This is a genomic window from Streptomyces sp. NRRL S-920 (genome assembly GCF_000717945.1).
Lineage (GTDB): Bacteria > Actinomycetota > Actinomycetes > Streptomycetales > Streptomycetaceae > Streptomyces > Streptomyces alboniger.
This window is the reverse complement of record NZ_JODF01000070.1, coordinates 15,467-32,866: the sequence shown is the minus strand read 5'-3', so window position 1 is coordinate 32,866 and position 17,400 is coordinate 15,467. Positions and strand designations below refer to the sequence as shown.

Genomic DNA, 17,400 nt, shown 5'->3' with positions numbered 1-17,400 from the left:
GATCTCCCCGCCACCCGCCGTGGCCGGAATTGCCCCACCGCCCCCCGTGGCCGGAATCGCCCCGCCGCCTCCCGGCGCCGGGATTGCCCCGCCACCCCTCGTGGCAGGAGTGGCCCCGCCGCCCTTCGTGGCGGGCATCGCGCCGCCGCCACCCCTCCTGGACCCGGACACCTCCCGGGTGGCGCCGGTACCGCGACAGGCCGGCCAAGATGTACCGATCATGGACCACCTCTATCGTCCGGGACATGGCCCCACCGGGACCGGCCTGCTGGCCATCCTGTTCCTCGTCGTGCTGCCGGCCGTCCTGGCGGCGATCCTTCTCGGCACTCGCCTGAAGTGATCCGAGGGCGCCCTCCAGCCCGCCCCGGCCGCGTCCGCCGACCCAGCCGCCCCTGCCGCAGAAAGGGAATCGATGACGGAAACGATCGGGCTGGTCCTGGGCGTGTCCCTGCTGGCCGCCGCGGGCGTGCTCCTGCACCACCGCTACTGGCCCAGGGACGACGACTGCGAACCGCGCGAGGACGTCGCCGAGTACATCGCGATGATGGTCGGCGTGCTGTACGCGCTGCTGCTCGGGCTCTCCCTGGTGTCGGTCTGGGAGAGCCGGTCCAGCGCGGAGGAGCATATGCAGATCGAGGCGGGCGCGGCCCACGAGATCTACCAGCTCGCCGACAGCCTGCCCGCCGCCGAGGCGGTGCGTCTACGCGACAGTGTGACGCGGTACGTACGGCACACGACGCGCGTCGAGCTGCCGGCCCAGGCGGAAGGGCATCCCCCGGCGCAGGAGGGCTGGCACCTGCTGCGGAACGTGCGGAGCGCCAACCAGGTGTCCCCCGACGCCAAGCCCATCGAACAGGCGACCGCACAAGAGGTGCTGGCCCAGCTCTTGGTCCTGGACGACGCGCGTCGGGGACGGGAGGCGGACGCACGCGACGGCCTCTCGCCGGTGCTCTGGTTCGGCCTGCTGAGCGGCGGACTGCTCACCATCGCGTTCATGTTCATGTTCGGCATCCAGCGCAGCGCCACCCATGTCGTCATGGTGATGGGCCTCACCGGTCTGATCACCCTGACCGTGCTGCTCATCTACCAACTCGACCAGCCGTTCGAGGGCCCCATGGCGGTCGACTCGTCGGCCTTCGGCAGGTACTTCCCCGGGGCCTAGCCGACGCGTCCCTCCCACGCCGTCCCTCCCACGCGCCGACGCACCCGAACGGCCGCAGCAGCCCTGCCCCCGGCGCTCCGCCGGATGTACTACGGGAAGGACCCGCTGAGGTCCCCGGCACTCTGGAGCGAGGTGGGCACGATGACGGCCGAGACTGCGGGCGGGATCGCTGAGCAGGCGCCGGTCGGCGCCCCGTACGCCGCCGCGACCGCTCGGCGCACCGACCCCGCCCTGCTGATGGAGGCCTCCGTACTGCTGGCGGACGCCGCTCTGGCCGCGCGCAGGTCCGGGGCGGAGCTGACCGCCGCCTGCTCCAGCTGGCGGTTCGGGCTACGCGCCGTACGCCACCCCATGTGGGGGCTCGGCACCGCGCTGGCGGTGGGGCGTGCCGTGACGAACTCCGCGGGTCTCGGGTTCGCCGTCAACGGCGGCCCGGTCGGCGAGGTCGCGCGGTCCATGGCCACCGTCGCCCGACGCAAGGCGGCCCCGGTGACGATGGCGGTCGACGCCTTCACCCTGCGCATCGAGGCCGCCACCGGTGAGCATCCCAACCTGGCCGTGCCGCTCGCCAAGCGCCTCACCGACGCCGTCGTGGCCGGTCGCAGAGTAGAAGCGCTGCGTGCCGCACGGGAGTTGGTGCGACTGCTCGGTGTCACCCGCACGCTCACCACGCTCAGCCCCGTCATCATGGAGCTGCTCGCGCTCCTCACGCTCCTCGACGAGAACCCGACCAACGACAGCTTCGCCTGGGTGACCCTGGCCGGCGGCATACCCACCACCGAGCCCCTCCTGGGGCTGCCCCGCGGGCTGCTCCGGCGCTTCAACCAGGGCACGGGGCAGGCCGAACGCGCCGAGCCCGACGCCCTGCTCTGCCGGGTCCTGGCCCGCTCGGGCAACGACATCGTCCGCTACATCGACGACATCTCCGCGCTCGGCAACCACGGCCTCTCGCTGCTGCGCCGCATCCGCTGCGCGGACGGCGCGGAACGGTACGTCCTGCTGCTGCCGGGCACCGGCTTCGGACGCCTGCGGAATCGCGGCCCGCAGGATCTCATCGGGGCGTTCGACGGGTTGCTGCGCGCCGACACCACGTACACGCGTTCCATCAAACATCTCCTCGTGCGCGCGGGAGTGCCCGAGGGTGCCGAGATGATGATCGTCGGGCACAGTCTCGGTGGCATCACCGCCATGAACTTGGCGTCCGATCTGGACTTCGTGTCCACGTACCGGCTCACTCACGTGCTCACCGTCGGGTCGCCCATCGACGCCAAGCGCGCGATCGATCCCACCGTCCGCGTGGTCAGTCTCGTCAACAAGTACGACGTCATCCCCGGCCTCGACGGGCGAGGACCGGCCTCGGCCATCGACATCCCCGACGACTGGCTCGAACTGACGTGGGTGGACGAGACGTACGACTACCCCTTGTCGCACTCGCCCCAGGCGTACGCGAACACGCTGCGCGGTGACCGACTGCCGTACCGCACGCAGGTGAACGCGCTGATCACCACGTACGACGGAGAGATCGTCGGCAACCAGCCCTATCTGCTGCTGGACCGATGACCCCCGCCATGACCCGCTCTCGCTTCCCGGGAGGCCGGCGATGAACGCCAGCGACATCACGACCGTGCTCCGTCGGCCCACGACAGCCTGGCCTCTGGAGAACGCCCTGGTCAGTGCGGCCATGGCCGCCCAGCGCATCTCGTGGATCGACGCCCCGGCCCGAGCACTGGGCCTCAAGGTGTTCACCCGGCGGTATCTGACGCGTCAGGTCCTCGCACAACTGCGGCGTACCGCGCGCGGCCGGCCGATCCTGCTGCGTACGGCGTTCGGCACCCTCTTGACCCCGCTGAACGCCGAGGACGCCCGGAGCCTGATCGGCGCCGCCGAGGAGGCCGGTGCCCGCGGCGCCGTCACCGGTCTGACCTCCCACGGCCGCCGGCTGCGGCTCTCGGCGCACACCCCGCTGCCCGTCGCGCTCGCGTCCCTGAGCGCGCGGGTGCGGGCGGTCGCCGCCGAGGAGGCCCTGGAGATCCTCGCCGTGCGGGGCGCCAACTCCGCCCTGGACCGCGCCGACTGGTGTGCCGTCACCCGGCGGCTCGCACGGCGGCTCGTGTTCGGTGACGGGGCGGGCGACGACACCCTCGTCAACGACATCCTCGAAGCGACGCTGCATGCCGCGGACGCCACCGAGTACGCCGCTCGCGTCGCCGCGCTGCGCCGCCGCCTCGATCCGTACGTCCATGACCCGGCCCCCGACTCGGTCGCCGCGGCGGTCCCCGACGACGGTTCGAGGGACGGTGTGGTCGAGCACGTCCTGGAGACCGTCACCCGGGCGCTCAGCGACACGGTGCCGCAGGCTCTGGCGCTCGCGTCGGTCCGTCCCGCCGCGCCCGCCATCGACCGGGTGGAGCAGGCCGTGGGGTCGGCGCTGCGCCACTACCCGCCCCTGTCCGCCACGGTGCACGAGGTCCGCGCCCCGTTCCGGTGGCGCGGCACGGGCGTCGACGCGGGCACCGAGATCCTGTACGCGACCGCCTGGCTGCGCGATCTGGACCCTACGCGGGGGCATGGGGACGACGCCCCGTCGGCGTCGCTGTGCGCGGCTCCCGAACCCTGCGCCGCGGCCGAACTGGCCGTGCTGGCCGCCTGTGAACTCACCCGCGCCCTGCTGCGGCACGCCGAACCGGTCGTGCTCTCCCCCCAGGTCGAGCGTGACGCGCTACCGGCGGATCTCCACGCGGACTCCCTCGACCTCGCTCTCACGGACGTCCACCCGCACATGGCCGTGGCCATGGCCGACGGAACGTTCATCCCCGGCGCGGGCGCCGCCGCTCCGGTCGGGGGACGCGGGAGTGCCCGCCACGCCGCCCTCGCCTCCGACAGCGCCCGCCGCCTGGAGGAGCACGCCCGACAGCTCGCCGAGTGCGCGCGGCAGCCCGGCTGGAACCAGGACGCCTTCGGGGAGCAGTGCCGGATGACGCTGCTGGCCCATGCCGAACGCTGCGCCCGGGCGGCCGCGGACGTGAGCCGCGCCGCGCAGTGGTTCGCGAGGTGAGCCCCGGCCTCCCTCCCTCCCTCGGGCCGGGGCCGTCACCAGAACGGGTTCGTCCGTCGGCGTACGTCCCGGTCGACCATGGCCTGCACGGTGATCCAGACCCCGTCGCACAACCGACGCGCCGCGGCGGACCGTTCGGCGAAGGAATCGGAGGCCTCGGGGGTTACGGACCCGGTGACCGGTTCGCCCACGGTGATGCGCCACTTCGCCGGGAGCGGCAGCAGCGTGGTGAGGGGAAAATAGGGGAGGTCGAACCGGCGGGCCAGCGACGTGATGCTCCCGAGTTTCGGATAGGTCTCCTCGGCTCCCACGATCGACACCGGAATGACCGGCGCACCGGTCCGCATCGCGGTGACCGCGAATCCGGGGCTGAAGGGCCGCAGCCGATAGCGCTGTGAGAACGGCTTGGCGACCCCGTCGAGCCCCTCGGGGAACACCCCGACGAGGTGGCCGTCGGTCAGCCGGTCGCGGCCCAGGGTCGGATCGTCGGCGAAGACGCCGTGGTGTCGTGCGTACGAGGCCACCGCGGGCAGCCGGAAGACGACTGGGGAGGCGTAGAAGTAGACCGGGCGGGACAGTTCCCGGAGCAGCAGATTGTGCAGGACGAGCGCGTCGAGACCGAACGCCCCGGAGTGATTGGCGATGAGCATGGCGGGCCCGCGGTCCGGGATGTTGTCCAGGCCCGACACCTCGACCCGGAGGTAGTCGTCGGCCAACCAGCCCAGCACGCCGCTCACCGCGTCGGTGGCGATCTCGTCGAGTGACTTGGGATTCGATTCCGCCATTAGTTCTCACTTTCTACTGAAAATGGACTACCGCAAGACTGAAGAACCCAATCAGGTGGTCCTTTTAACTAACGGCCCGATTTCGGGTTCATCCGTCAGGGAAGGCGCCATGAATTCCTCCGTGACACCCGCTGCACCCGCCGCACCCACTACGCCCGATACGCCTACGCCTACGCTCTCGACCGGGACCGCGGACCTGATCGCCGGCCTGCTCGTCGACCACTTCCAAGTCAGTACGGCGGCCATCAGAGCGGACGCCCCCATGACCGACCTGCTCGCCGACTCGCTGATGGTCGTGGAGATGGCCATCGCGCTCAAGGACCGGTTCGGCGTCGTCGCCACCGAGGATGAGCTGCGGGAACTCACCTTCGCCGAGTTCACCGCTCGCGTCGACCAGCGACGTGCCGGGTGAGCCGGGAGCCCGACGTCACCGTGACGGGGCTCGGTCTGCTCACCGCGGCGGGCGATGCGGAAGCCACCTGGGCCGCCGTCCGCGAGGGCCGCGCCACCGCCCGCCGGGACCCGGAGTTGAGGGACCTCCCGGTCTCCCTGAGCTGCCGCGCCGACCTCACGGACACGGCGTGGAAAAGCGGCCCCACCCCGCGGGCCGACCCCTGTGCGCGCATGGGCCTTGCCGCCGTCGCGCAGGCGCTGGAGCGGGCCGAACTCGACCCCGGCGACTGGGACCCGGCCCGCGTGGCCGTCGTCACCGGCTGCTCTCTCGGCGGCATGCACTCCGCGCGGGCCGCCGCCGCGAGGTTGGCCGCCGACGGCCCGACGAGCGTCTCGCCCTACTTCCTGACCGGCTATCTGATCAACATGGTGTCCGCGACCATCGCCTTGCACCTGGGCGTACGGGGGCCGGTCCTGAACGTCGCGACCGCGTGCGCTTCCGGGGCCACCGCCCTCGGCACGGCCCGCGACCTCCTCGCCGCGGACAAGTGCGACATCGCCCTCGTGTGCGGCGCCGACGCCGCGGTGACCCCGGCCGTCGTGACCGGCTTCGCCCAACTGGGCGCGCTGTCCGACCAGGGCTCTCGCCCGTTCGACGCCGCCCGCGACGGCTTCGTCATCGCCGAGGGCGCGGGGGCCCTGATCCTGGAGCGGCCCGAGCACGCAGCCGCTCGCTCGGCGCCGCATCTGGCGCGGCTCATCGGGTACGGAGCCACGACCGACGCCCATCACCTGGTGGCGCCGCACCCCGAGGGGCGGGAGGCCGAACGGGCTCTGCGGACCGCGCTCGAGGAGGCCGGGATCGGCCCCGGGGAGGTCGGCCACGTCAACGCGCACGGCACGTCGACCCCGCGGGGTGACGCGGTGGAAGCGGGCATCCTGGCCCGGGTCTTCCCGCACGGTCCGCCCGTCACCTCCGCCAAGGGCACCCTCGGCCACACCCTGGGCGCGGCGGGCGCCATCGAGGCCGCCCTGACCGTGCTCGCCCTGCGCGAGGACATCGTTCCGTCGGTCGCGGGACTGAGCGAGCCCGACCCGGCGTTCGCCATCGACCTCGTCACGGGGTCGTCCCGCCGGCAGGCGACGACCGTCGCCGTCAGCAACTCCTTCGGGTTCGGGGGACACAACGCGGTCGTGGTCCTGGCGAAGCCGTGACACGGGCTCGCACCCGCGGCCGGGCGGCGGCCGTCCGGCGTGAGCAGAGCACCCAGGACGGAAATTCGAGCGTTTAGCTGCGAATTCTGTTGAAACTTTGCCTCATTTCGCCGCGAGAGCAGCGGGTAAAGTCGCAATCCATGAGATTCCTGCGTCCGGTCGACCTCGCCCGCGAGCACGGCATTTCCACCCAGGCGGTCCGCAACTACGAGCAGGACGGGTGCCTTCCCCCTGCCGACCGTACCGAGAGCGGCTACCGGGCCTACACGGCGGTGCACGCGGCGGCGCTGCGCGCCTATCTGGCACTTCTGCCGGCGCACGGATACGCGGTGAGCGGCCAGGTCATGCGCGCGCTGAACACGGGGGACGCCGACGCGGCGCTGACGGCCATCGACCGCGGCCACGCCCAGTTGCTGCGCGACCGGGAGACGCTCGACACGGTCGAGGTGGCCCTGGCAGACCTCGCCCCGTCCGCGGGCTCAGCGCCCCGACCTCCTACCGGCACCAAGGGGTTCAGCGTCGGGGAACTCGCCCACCGCCTCGGCGTCACCGCGGCGACCCTGCGCAACTGGGAGCGGGCGGGCATCCTCGTCCCGCGTCGCGAGCCCCTCTCCGGGCGCCGCTCGTACAGCGCGGACGACCTGCGCGACGCGGAGCTGACGCTGCTGCTCCGGCGGGGCGGCCATCGGCTCGACCGCATCCGCACCATCGTCGAACAGATCCGGACAGCGGGCGGTACGCAGGCCCTGCACGCCGCCCTCGGCGACTGGCGGAAGGCCCTCACCACCCGGGGTCTCGCCATGCTGAGCGCGTCGGTCGAGGTCGCGCGGTACGTCGAACTGCTCGGCATCGACGCGCCCGGGGCCGCGTGCTCCGCCGGTCGACAGCGGCCGGTCCGCGACGCGGAGGCCACCCCGCCGAGCCACCCGCCAAGCCACCCGCGAAGCCCCTCCGCCTGCCCGCTCTTTCCCGGTTCATGACTCTGTGAAGAGAAGTTCAGGCACATGGACGGTTTCCGGGCCGTGAGGTTGTCTTCCCGCGGCACCGGCGCGAGCAGATCTCGTTAATCGGCACATGGATGACGTAAACGGCGATTTCGCCGCGTTCGCACAAGGCCAACTGCTGACTGGCGCCTACTGGTTGGAGTCCTCGGTACACGCGGGAGACGCGTGCCTGCGGTGCACGGCGCAAGAGCGTCCGGGACCGCGGGACGAGCCCCGGCATCAGGCCGGGCAAGCGGGGGCCGGCGCCGGGGCCCCGGTGAACGCGTAGCCCCTGCGCCGCACGCGCCCTGGACGCCGCCGAGCGGGCGGCCCCTCGCGAGGGGCCTGCCTAATCTCACTCGCGATGCGGTTCCGGGAGGTGGTGGGTCACGAAGGGCCTCCCCGTGGTGAACTCCCTGAACTTCAGGGCCGCTTCGGAGAGATGAGTGTCGCGGTTCCATACGAGGGTGAGCACGCGCACGCAGTCGGGCGCGTCCACCCGCACCCAGGCCACGGGGACCCGCGAGTGCGAGCCGACCTTGCGGGACACCGCCGGGATCAGGCCGATGCCGAGCCCGGCGCTGATCATGTCCTGGCTGGCGGCCGGTTCGTCGCCCTCGCAGGAGATCAGGGGCGTGAGCCCTTCGGATGCGAACAGCCGGTCGAGCAGGGCGCGTTGCCAATGGCCCACGCGCGTGGTGACGAAGGGCTCGTCGGCGATCTCCCGGATCGTCACGCTCTCCCGCCCGTCGAGCCGGTGCCCGCGCGGCACCGCGAGCAGCACCTCCTCACGGTCCAGCTCGACCGCCTCGAAATGGGCCCCGCTCAACGGCTGTGACGCCACACAGAAGTCGACCTCCCTCGCGCGCAGTTGACGGTCCATTTCCTGCGCGTTCGACTGGAAGAGCCGCACATCGGCGCGCGGGTGGGCGGCCCGGAAACTGCCGAGGAGCGGGGTGATCGTCAGCAGGGTCTCGGAGGCGACGCTGACCCTGCCGAGACCCGTGTCCCGGGCTTCCCGCACAGCCCTGCGCCCGTCGTCCAGCTCGCTCAGGGCTCGGTCGACATGGCGCAGGAAGATCACGCCGTACTGGTTGAGCCGGATGCGGCGGCCCTGCCGGTCGAAGAGCGCGGCGCCCAGATCGGTCTCCAGGCGTGCGATGGCGCGGCTCAGCGAGGGCTGGGCGATCCGCAGTTCCTCGGCGGCGCGGCTGATGTGCTCGTAACGGGCCACCGTCTGGAAGTAGCGCAACTGCAAAAGATCCACCTGATCCACCTTCACCCATGTCGGTCGGCTTCCCTCACGTCTTCCGGCCTCGCTTATGCCCCCCGCGTCATCTGCACATGACGAAACCGGTCTTGGAACGCATAAGCAATTCTCCCTACGGTCATCTCAGCGGGGCCACCGCCCCCACCACCCTTCCGTCTTCCCCGTCCGTCTCCCACAGAAGTAGGTCGCATCATGAGCGCTGCGGACCTGGCCCGACTCCAGTTCGCGGCCACGACCGGCATCCACTGGCTGTTCGTGATCCTCACCATGGGGCTCGTCCCCCTCGTCGCGATCATGCATACGCGGGCCGCGTACACCCGAGATCCCGTCACGAGAGCCGTCCGGGAGCGCATGACCCGCTTCTGGGGTCAGCTCTACGTCATCAACTACGCGGTCGGCATCGTCACCGGCCTCGTCATGGAGTTCCAGTTCGGGCTCAGCTGGAGCGGGCTGAGCAAGTTCGCGGGCAATGTCTTCGGTGCCCCGCTGGCTCTGGAGACCCTCATCGCGTTCTTCGCCGAGTCCACCTTCCTCGGCATGTGGATCTTCGGCTGGGGGCGCCTGCGCAAGGGCGTGCACGTCACGCTCATCTGGCTCGTCGCCCTGACCGCGTATGCCTCCGGATACTGGATCATGGTCGCCAACGGCTTCATGCAGCACCCCGTCGGTTACGAAGTCCGGGGCGGCGAGGCCTACTTGACCGACTTCGGGGCGCTGCTCACGAACGGCAGCGCACTGGTCGCCCTCGGCCATATCGCGCTCGCCGCACTGACGACGGGCGGCGTCTTCGTCGCCGGGGTCAGCGCGTGGCACTTCATCCGGGGCACCAAGGAGACCGACCTGTTCCGCGGTTCGCTGCGGCTGGGGCTGTGGGTGAGCATGCTCGCCTCCTTCTTCGTGGTCGTCGTCGGCGAGATGCAGCGGCCCGTGATCGAGCGGACCCAGCCGATGAAGCACGCGGTCCTTCGGAACAGTGGCGTCGCGGAGGTACAGGCGCGACTCGTCGGGGAGTACGGGCCCGGCGACTACGTGCCCTGGCAGGACACGATCCGGATCTCGATGGACGTGATGACGATCATCGGCAACACGGTGTCCACCATCACGCTCATCGCCGTCGCCCTGCTCTGGAAGGACTGGCTCCTCCGCCGCCGCGTCCTCTTGTACCTCCTGGTGGCGACGGTCCCCTTCCCCTTCATCGCCGCCGTCGGCGGGTGGATCGTCCGCGAGGTGGGGCGCCAACCCTGGCTCGTGTACGGCGAGTTGACGGTCGAGGACGCCGCCTCCCCGGTCGGTACGGCCGCGCTGACCGTCTCCTGCGCCGTATTCATCGCCATCTTCCTGGCGCTCGCGGTGACGAACTGGACCCTGATCACGCGCTTCGCCCTGCGCGGCCCCGACGCCACCCAGCTCGGCGCCACCGAACCGCTCCCCGGCGACTCGCCCGCCACACGTACAGAAATAGCGGCGTACTGAGATGAACTCCCCCGGTCCCATGGAAAGTTGGACGAAATGAGTCTGGAGACCCTCTGGCTGGCCCTCCTCGGCCTGCTTCTCGCCGGGTACTTCGTGCTCGGCGGCTACGACTACGGCGTACAGATGCTTCACCCCCTCCTCGGCGACGGGGAGGGCCCCGGCCCCGAGGCCGAGGAGCCGGGCCGCAACGCAGCCCTGGACGCCATCGCGCCGTTCTTCCTGGGCAACGAGGTCTGGCTGGTCGCCTTCACCGGTGTCCTCTTCGGGGCCTTCCCGCACCTGGAGGGCAGCCTGCTGTCCGGCATGTATCCGCTGATCGTGGCGATCCTCGTCGGCCTGGTCCTCGGCAACGCCGCCGTCCAGCTGCGCGGCCGCGCCCACAGCACCCTCGGCCGCCGGTGGTGGGACGCCCTGATCGTGTTCGGCGGGGCGCTGCCCGCCGGGTGCTGGGGGCTCTTGCTGGGACTGCTGCTCCACGGCGTGCCCCGCCGGTCCGACGGCAGCTTCCACATCGGGGCCGGTGACGTGCTCACGCCGTTCGTGCTCGCCTGCGGACTGACCACCGCGCTGCTCTTCGCGGCACACGGGGCGGCCTTCGTCAGCCTGCGCTCCGCCCCTCACATCGCCGTCAGGGCCCGGCACTTGGGGGCCGCGCTGGTGCGAGCGGCCGCGGCCGTGGGCTGTCTGCCGCTGCTGCTCACGCTCTTCGGCGCTGGTGCCTCGATGACCAACCGCGTGACCTCGGTGGCCCTCACCGCCCTGTTCGCGGCGGCGCTCGCCTGCGCCTGGTGGTCCCTCTCGCGGGGGCACCGCGTCCGGGCGTTCGCGGCGACCTGCTGCGCGACCGTACTGCCCGTACTGCTCATAGGGGCCGGTCACTACCCCTACGTCCTGGTCGACGCGGCCGGGGGCGGGATGACGGTCGGGCACGCGGTCACCGACGGCGTCACGTTGCGGATCCTCACCGCGTTCGGGGTCGTACTGATCCCGGTGATCCTCGCCTACCAGTCGTGGAGCTGGTGGGCCTTCCGCGGGCGGACGGGCCGCCGTCACCCCAGCTACTTCTGACCGGCCGCCGATCCTGAGCGACTGCCACCGAACCCCACCCGCGACGAGAGGCCTCCACGATGAAGCCGGTCGAACGCCGACTGCTGCGTGAACTCCCCGTGCTGCGGCGCCATATGACGTGCTCCGCGGCGCTGGCGCTCCTCGGCGCCGGGCTCGTCATCGCCCAGGCCGGCCTGCTGGCCGCGGTCCTCGCGGACGGCTTCGCCGGGCGCGGCTCACCCACCGTGCCGCTGGCCGCGCTGGGTACCGTCATGGCGCTGCGCGCGCTGCTGACCTGGGCGCGCGGAGGGCTCGCGCAGCGCGCCGCGGCCGACGCCAAACACGCGCTGCGGGACCGGATCACCGGCCGGCTGCGGCACACCGGCCCGCTGCGGCTCGCGGCCCGCCGCCACGGCGAGACGGCCACGCTGCTCACCCGCGGCCTGGACGCCCTGGACCCGTACGTCGTCGGCTATCTGCCCACGATGACGGCCACCGCCGTGGTGCCCGTCACGGTCGTCGCCTGGCTGGCGTGGACCGACTGGACCTCGGCCCTCATCGTCGCCGTGACGCTGCCGTTGATCCCGGTGTTCGGCGCGCTCGTCGGCATGCACACGGCGCGGCGCACCGCCCGGCAGTGGGCGCTGCTCTCGCGCCTCGGCGGGCACTTCCTCGATGTGGTGGCGGGGCTGCCGACGCTGCGCGCGTTCGGCCGCGAGCGGCACCAGGCCCGGGTGGTCGGCGAGATGGCGGACGCCCATCGGCGTGCCGCCATGCGGACGTTGCGCGTGGCGTTCCTCTCCTCCTTCGTCCTGGAGACGGTCGCCACCCTCTCCGTGGCGCTGGTGGCCGTCCCGGTCGGACTGCGGCTGCTCGGGGGCGAGTTGGAGCTGCGTACGGCGCTGACCGTGCTGTTCCTGGCCCCCGAGGCGTATCTGCCGCTGCGTGCCGCGGGCGCCGCCTTCCACGACAGCGCCGAGGGCGTCGCGGTGGCCGAGCGGGTCTTCGCCCTCCTCGACGAGGCCGGTGAGCGCGGCGACGATCCCGACGACGGCGCTCCAAGCGCCCCCATCAAAGCCCGCCCGCCGCGCGCCACCGGCCGGACGCACCTGTCCCTCGACGAGGTCACCGTCCGGTACGCCGGTCGCGCCGCGCCCGCCCTCCACCAGGTCTCCCTCGCCGTACACCCCGGCGAGCACGTGGCCCTGGTCGGACCGAGCGGGGCGGGCAAGTCCACCCTGCTTGCGCTGCTCCTCGGCTTCGTGAGCCCCGGTGAGGGCCGGGTCGCGGTCGGCGGCACGGACCTCGCCGACCTCGACGCCGACGAGTGGCGCGCCCAGGTGGCGTGGGTTCCACAACGCCCCCATCTGTTCGCGGCGTCCGTCGCGGACAACATCCGTCTCGGGCGCCCCGACGCGGGCGACGACGAGGTACGGGAGGCGGCGCGGGCGGCCTTCGCCGACCACTTCGTCGAGGCGCTGCCACAGGCGTACGACACGATGCTCGGGGAGCGTGGCGCGGGGCTCTCCGCCGGCCAGCGCCAACGGATCGCGCTCGCCCGCGCGTTCCTCAAGGACGCCCCTGTGCTGCTGCTCGACGAACCGACCGCCCACCTCGACCCCGGCAGCGAGGCCGCCGTCACACGCGCCACGGTCGCCCTGATGCGGGGCAGGACCTCGCTCGTGGTCGCTCACCGGACGAGCCTGCTGCCCCACGCCAACCGGGTCGTCACCGTACGCGCGGGTCGTCTCACCGTCCCCCGACCGCCGCTCGCAGAAGGGCTGGTGGCCTCATGACCTCGCCCACCGCCACGGCAGCCGCCCCGCGGCACATCCCCCGCCCCACCCTGCGGCTCCTTCGGCATCTCCTGCCGTACTGGCGCAGGCTGCTGCCCGCCGCGCTCGCCGCGGCGGGCAGTGAACTCGCCGCCGCCGCGCTGATGGCGACCGCCGCCTGGCTGATCACCCGCGCCGCGCAGCAGCCGCCGCTCGCGTCGGTGAGCCTCGCGATCGTCGCCGTACGCGCGCTGGCCCTGGGCCGGGGCGCGCTGCGCTACACCGACCGGCTCCTCGGCCACGACAGCGTCCTGCGGGCCGTCGCGGGCTTCCGCACCCGGGTGTACGAAGCGCTGGTGCCGCTCGCCCCGGCGGGCACGCCCGCCTTCCGCGGCGGCGACCTGCTGACCCGGCTCGTCGATGACGTCGACGCCGCGCAGGACCTGTTGCTCCGGGTGCTCATCCCGGCCGCGGCAGCCTGCGTGGTGGCCGCGGCCGCCACCGGGACGGCCGCGGTGCTGCTGCCCCCGGCGGGCGTACCGCTCGGTCTGCTGCTGGCCGTGGCGGGACTCCTCGTACCCGCCCTGGTGCTCGCGCTGTCCCGCCGCGCGGGCCACGCGGAGAAGGCGGCACGCGGCGAACTGGCCGTTCTCACCCTGGACTTGACCGAGGGCGCGGCGGACCTCGCCGCGTACGGCGCGCGGGACCGGGCCCACGCGCGCGTGCGGCACGCCTGTGCCCGGATCGCCGCGCTGGAGCGCCGTAAGGCCCTGACCACGTCACTCGCCTCGGCCGCGGTGCTGCTGCTCCAGGGCGGGGCGACGGTCGGTGTCGCCCGGTGCGCGCTGCGCGCGCACGCGGACGGTGCGCTGCCCGCCGTGCAGCTGACCGTCCTCGTGGTCCTCGCGCTGGTCTCCTTCGAGGCCCTCGCGCCGCTGCCCGCCGCGGCCCGCCGTCTGTCGGAGGTACGGGCCTCGGCGGGGAGGCTGGCGGTTCTGTTCGACACGCCGCCGCCCGTGGCCGAACCGCCCCGCCCGGCCCCGCTCCCCCTCGACGGGCCGCTCGGCGTCGACATCACCGGTCTGCGGGTACGCCACCGCCCCGGTGGGCTCCCGGCCCTGGACGGGGTGAGCCTGCGGCTGCCGCCCGGCCGCCGCGTCGTGCTCGTCGGCGCGAGCGGCTCGGGGAAGTCGACGCTGATCGCGGCGCTGATGCGCTTCGTCCCGTACGAGGCGGGGAGCATCCGCGTCGGCGGGCGCGAACTGCGCGAGGTCTCGGGAGCCGATGCCCGGCGCGTGATCACCGGCATGACGCAGGACGCGCACGTCTTCCACGCGACGATCCGCGCCAACCTCCTGCTGGCCCGCCCCGACGCCACGGACGCCGACCTGCGCGAAGCGGCCCGCAGGGCCCGGCTCCTGGAGTGGATCGAGTCGCTGCCCGACGGCTGGGACACCCACCTCGGCGGGGACGGCTCCGCGATGTCGGGCGGCCAGCGCAGCCGCCTGCTGCTGGCCCGCGCGCTGCTCGCCGACCCGCCGGTGCTGGTGCTGGACGAACCCACCGAGGGGCTGGATCCGCAGACGGCGGCCGCCGTGCTCGCCGACATTCTCGACGCCACACGCGGGCGCACGACGCTCCTGGTCACCCACGAGCGGGCGGGGCTCGCCGCCGCAGACCACGTCGTGACCCTGCCGGGCGGGCCCCACCTTGCCCCCGAGTGATATGCCGGTAATGCGGTCAGTAATCCGAAGGATGTACCGGAATGTCGTACCCGGCGGCGATTCGCCGCGGCGCACCGCCGCCCAGCCTGGAAGGAGATCCCGGACGAAGGCGGTGGCACCATGCTGCACGACACGCTTCACGCCCTGCTCACCGAGCTGGCGCGGATTTCCGCACTCCCCCTGGAGCGCGGCGAGACCCTGCCCGCCCGCGCCTACACCGACGAGGCCTTCCACCGGCTCGAACACGACCGCGTCTTCCGCGGCGACTGGCTGTGCGTGGGCCACGTCGACCAGGTCGCCCGGCCGGGCGACTACCTGCGGACCGACGCGACCGGTGAGCCGCTGGTCGTCACCCGCGACGAGGACGGCGGGCTGCACGCGCTGTCCCGGGTGTGCAGGCACCGCTTCATGGACATCCTGCCGCCCGAGACGGCCCCCGAGCAGGGGTCCCTGGAGCGCCTCATGTGTCCTTACCACACCTGGACGTACCGGCTGAACGGTGAGTACGCCGGTCAGCTGGCCGGCGCCCCCATGATGAGCAAGGTCGGCTTCGACCGCGCCGCGTGCCGCCTGCCCCGCTACCGCCTGGAGGTGTGGAACGGCCTGCTCATGGTCTGCGCCGACCCCGAAGCGCCGCCACTCGCACCGCAGTTGACGGGGCTTGCCGAACGGCTCGCGCCGTACGGCCTCGCGGATCTGGTGGTCGCGTACACGGACCGGTGGGACGGGGTGCCCGCCAACTGGAAGGTGGCCTTCGAGAACGGCTCGGAGAACTACCACCACATGGGCACGCACGCCGGCACGCTCGACGTCCTCGTCCCTGGCAAGGACACCGTCGTCGACGAGAGCGACGGACGGTGGTTCAGCATGTACACCCCCTTCGCGGCCGACGCGGTAGGGGAGGACGGCGCGGCGGGCGAGGACGGTACGCCCATGGTCGGCACGCTCATCCCCGGGCTCGGCGCCCGGCAGCTGTCCGGTATGACGGTCGCCGGTGTCTTCCCGAACCTGGTGATGGCCCTGCTGCCCGACAGCGTCACGTTCGTGCGCTGGGTGCCGACAGGGCCGGTCACGCACGACGCGCTCGTGACGGTGCTGGTCCCCGCTCACGCCAAGCGGCAGCCCGGGTTCGAGGCGTACGTGGAGGCGTCGAGGCGCCAGTTCGAGGTGATCCAGAACGAGGATCTGGTCGCCGTGCGGGGCGTGCAGCGCGGCCTGGCCACCGACCCCGCCCCGTCGGGCGGACGCTTCTCCCATCTGGAGCGCCCGCTGTGGCAGTTCCAGCGGTATCTGGCGGGCCGCCTGACGGAGGCCGGGAGCGCGGCCTGAGCCGTGCCGGGCCCCCACGGCGGATACGGCTTCTCCTGGCGCCTGCGTGGTACTCCTCCGTTACGCCAACAAGGAGGCCTGCACCGTATGAACGACGACGTGAACGAGGACCGTACCCCCAAAGCCTGCGGCCGCCCCGGGCCCGGCGACCAGCCCACCGTCGCCGACCGGGCCTGGCTGGCCATCGCCTGCCGGCTCGCCACCCAGTGCCCGCCCTCGGACAGCGCGTTCAGCGTGGGGGCGGTCATCGTCGCCGACGACGGCACGGAGCTGGCCCGCGCCCACTCCCGCGAGCGGGACACGGACGCCCACGCCGAGGAGAGCGTCCTCGCCAAGGTCGACGCCGGCGACCCGCGGCTGTCCGACGCGACGCTGTACAGCTCGCTCGGACCGTGCGCGGAACCCTCCGCGCGGCCCCGGCCCCTGCCCCGCACCGGGCTGATCGGCGGATCCGGGCTCCGCCGTGTGGTCACCGCCTGCGCGCGGGGCACGGAGTCCCTGGAGGCCGCGGGCGTCACCGTCCTCGAACTGCCCGAGTACGCCGACGCGGCGAAGGCGCCCAACGCCCACCTGCTGTAGGCGGGCCGCTCCGCGTCAGGCCTGGTACTCGGTGAGGTCGATGCCGTGGACCCGCAGCGCGTGGCCGGACACCGGGTGCGTCGTCTCGCGCTCCAGTGCCATGCCGAGCTTGCGGACGACGTTCTCGGAGGCCTGGTCCTCCGCCCGGTGGATGGCGACGACCCGTTCGAGGCCGCGGTCCTGGAGGGCGAACTCCAGTGTGGCCTGGGCGGCTTCGGAGGCGTACCCCTGGCCCCAGAACTGCGCGCCGAGCCGCCAGCCGATGGCCGCGTCGGACGCCGCTTCCGGGAGGAACTCGGGGACGAAGAGACCCGTGAAGCCGGCCAGCTCGCCCGAGGCGAGGAGTTCGACGGCGAAGAGGCCGTAACCCTCGTCGTCCCACTCCTCCTCCCACCGCTCGATCTCCTCCGCCGTCTGTTCGAGGTCGCGGACGCGGCCGTCGTCGACCAGGCGCATGACGCGCGGGTCCGCGTTGATCTCCGCCATGGGCGCGAGGTCGCCGTCGTGCCAGCGGCGGAGGAGGAGGCGGGGGGTGCGGATCTCGGTCATGGCCCCATCCTGCCCAAGGGGAGAGCTTCACCGGTAATCGGCGCCGGGCCGGGCCGCGCGC

The 17,400-nt window shown here is 72.6% G+C and carries 15 protein-coding genes and 1 pseudogene; 13 read left to right on the top strand and 3 right to left on the bottom strand.

The features are described from left to right. The 4 genes from IG54_RS43250 to IG54_RS0132390 all read left to right on the top strand — a co-directional run. The coding region (locus IG54_RS43250) for a hypothetical protein (protein ID WP_234336434.1) at window positions 1-340 on the top strand (340 nt) is incomplete at its 5' end. Between the two features lie 72 nt (window positions 341-412). Next, a complete protein-coding gene (locus IG54_RS0132400) occupies window positions 413-1,162 on the top strand; it encodes a DUF4239 domain-containing protein (protein WP_030792947.1) in 750 nt (249 codons plus the stop codon). A 141-nt stretch (window positions 1,163-1,303) separates the two neighbouring features. Continuing rightward, window positions 1,304-2,722 carry a lipase family protein gene (locus IG54_RS0132395; RefSeq protein WP_158708972.1) on the top strand — a complete coding sequence of 473 codons (1,419 nt, stop codon included), beginning with the start codon at window positions 1,304-1,306 and terminating at the stop codon, window positions 2,720-2,722. Window positions 2,723-2,762: 40 nt separating this feature from the next. Continuing rightward, window positions 2,763-4,217 (top strand): hypothetical protein, encoded by a 1,455-nt coding sequence (locus IG54_RS0132390; RefSeq protein ID WP_030792941.1) that lies wholly within the window; start codon window positions 2,763-2,765, stop codon window positions 4,215-4,217. A gap of 35 nt (window positions 4,218-4,252) precedes the next feature. On the opposite strand, the gene IG54_RS38545 is transcribed toward IG54_RS0132390, so the two are convergent. Continuing rightward, window positions 4,253-5,002, bottom strand: coding sequence for a lysophospholipid acyltransferase family protein (locus IG54_RS38545; protein WP_051820247.1), 750 nt, complete (start codon window positions 5,000-5,002; stop codon window positions 4,253-4,255). Window positions 5,003-5,111: 109 nt separating this feature from the next. Here IG54_RS38545 and IG54_RS40830 point away from each other — a divergent pair, with 109 nt between their 5' ends. The 3 genes from IG54_RS40830 (at window position 5,112) to IG54_RS0132370 (ending at window position 7,590) form a co-directional block, all read left to right on the top strand. Next, window positions 5,112-5,414: an acyl carrier protein gene (locus IG54_RS40830; protein ID WP_158708971.1), complete on the top strand. Its 303-nt coding sequence runs from the start codon at window positions 5,112-5,114 to the stop codon at window positions 5,412-5,414. Next, window positions 5,411-6,610 carry a beta-ketoacyl-[acyl-carrier-protein] synthase family protein gene (locus tag IG54_RS0132375; RefSeq protein WP_030792936.1) on the top strand — a complete coding sequence of 400 codons (1,200 nt, stop codon included), beginning with the start codon at window positions 5,411-5,413 and terminating at the stop codon, window positions 6,608-6,610. The genes IG54_RS40830 and IG54_RS0132375 overlap by 4 nt, the downstream gene beginning before the upstream one ends. A 140-nt stretch (window positions 6,611-6,750) precedes the next feature. Then, the gene (locus IG54_RS0132370) at window positions 6,751-7,590 is read left to right on the top strand and encodes a TioE family transcriptional regulator (protein WP_063756291.1); all 840 of its coding nucleotides are present in this window, start codon (window positions 6,751-6,753) and stop codon (window positions 7,588-7,590) included. Window positions 7,591-7,948: 358 nt separating this feature from the next. Here the strand turns inward: IG54_RS0132370 and IG54_RS0132365 are convergent, their stop codons facing one another. Continuing rightward, window positions 7,949-8,860, bottom strand: coding sequence for a LysR family transcriptional regulator (locus tag IG54_RS0132365; RefSeq protein ID WP_030792931.1), 912 nt, complete (start codon window positions 8,858-8,860; stop codon window positions 7,949-7,951). A gap of 195 nt (window positions 8,861-9,055) precedes the next feature. Between IG54_RS0132365 and IG54_RS0132360 the strand changes: the two genes are divergently transcribed. The 6 genes and pseudogenes from IG54_RS0132360 to IG54_RS0132335 all read left to right on the top strand — a co-directional run. Next, complete coding sequence (locus IG54_RS0132360) at window positions 9,056-10,336, top strand: cytochrome ubiquinol oxidase subunit I (protein WP_030792928.1); 1,281 nt, start codon at window positions 9,056-9,058, stop codon at window positions 10,334-10,336. A gap of 36 nt (window positions 10,337-10,372) precedes the next feature. Continuing rightward, entirely contained in the window at window positions 10,373-11,404 is a 1,032-nt protein-coding gene (gene cydB, locus IG54_RS0132355) for a cytochrome d ubiquinol oxidase subunit II (protein WP_030792925.1), read from the top strand. A gap of 59 nt (window positions 11,405-11,463) precedes the next feature. Further along, a complete protein-coding gene (gene cydD / locus IG54_RS0132350; RefSeq protein WP_030792923.1) occupies window positions 11,464-13,179 on the top strand; it encodes a thiol reductant ABC exporter subunit CydD in 1,716 nt (571 codons plus the stop codon). Then, window positions 13,176-14,882, top strand: coding sequence for a thiol reductant ABC exporter subunit CydC (gene cydC / locus IG54_RS0132345; RefSeq protein WP_030792921.1), 1,707 nt, complete (start codon window positions 13,176-13,178; stop codon window positions 14,880-14,882). The genes cydD and cydC overlap by 4 nt, the downstream gene beginning before the upstream one ends. 120 nt (window positions 14,883-15,002) lie before the next feature. Then, window positions 15,003-16,211, top strand: coding sequence for an aromatic ring-hydroxylating oxygenase subunit alpha (locus IG54_RS0132340; protein WP_037898151.1), 1,209 nt, complete (start codon window positions 15,003-15,005; stop codon window positions 16,209-16,211). Between the two features lie 135 nt (window positions 16,212-16,346). Beyond that, a pseudogene (locus IG54_RS0132335) lies at window positions 16,347-16,790 on the top strand (5-amino-6-(5-phosphoribosylamino)uracil reductase); the annotation flags it as partial. A gap of 15 nt (window positions 16,791-16,805) precedes the next feature. Here the strand turns inward: IG54_RS0132335 and IG54_RS0132330 are convergent. Continuing rightward, window positions 16,806-17,339, bottom strand: coding sequence for a GNAT family N-acetyltransferase (locus IG54_RS0132330; RefSeq protein WP_030792913.1), 534 nt, complete (start codon window positions 17,337-17,339; stop codon window positions 16,806-16,808). Between the last annotated feature and the right edge of the window lie 61 nt (window positions 17,340-17,400).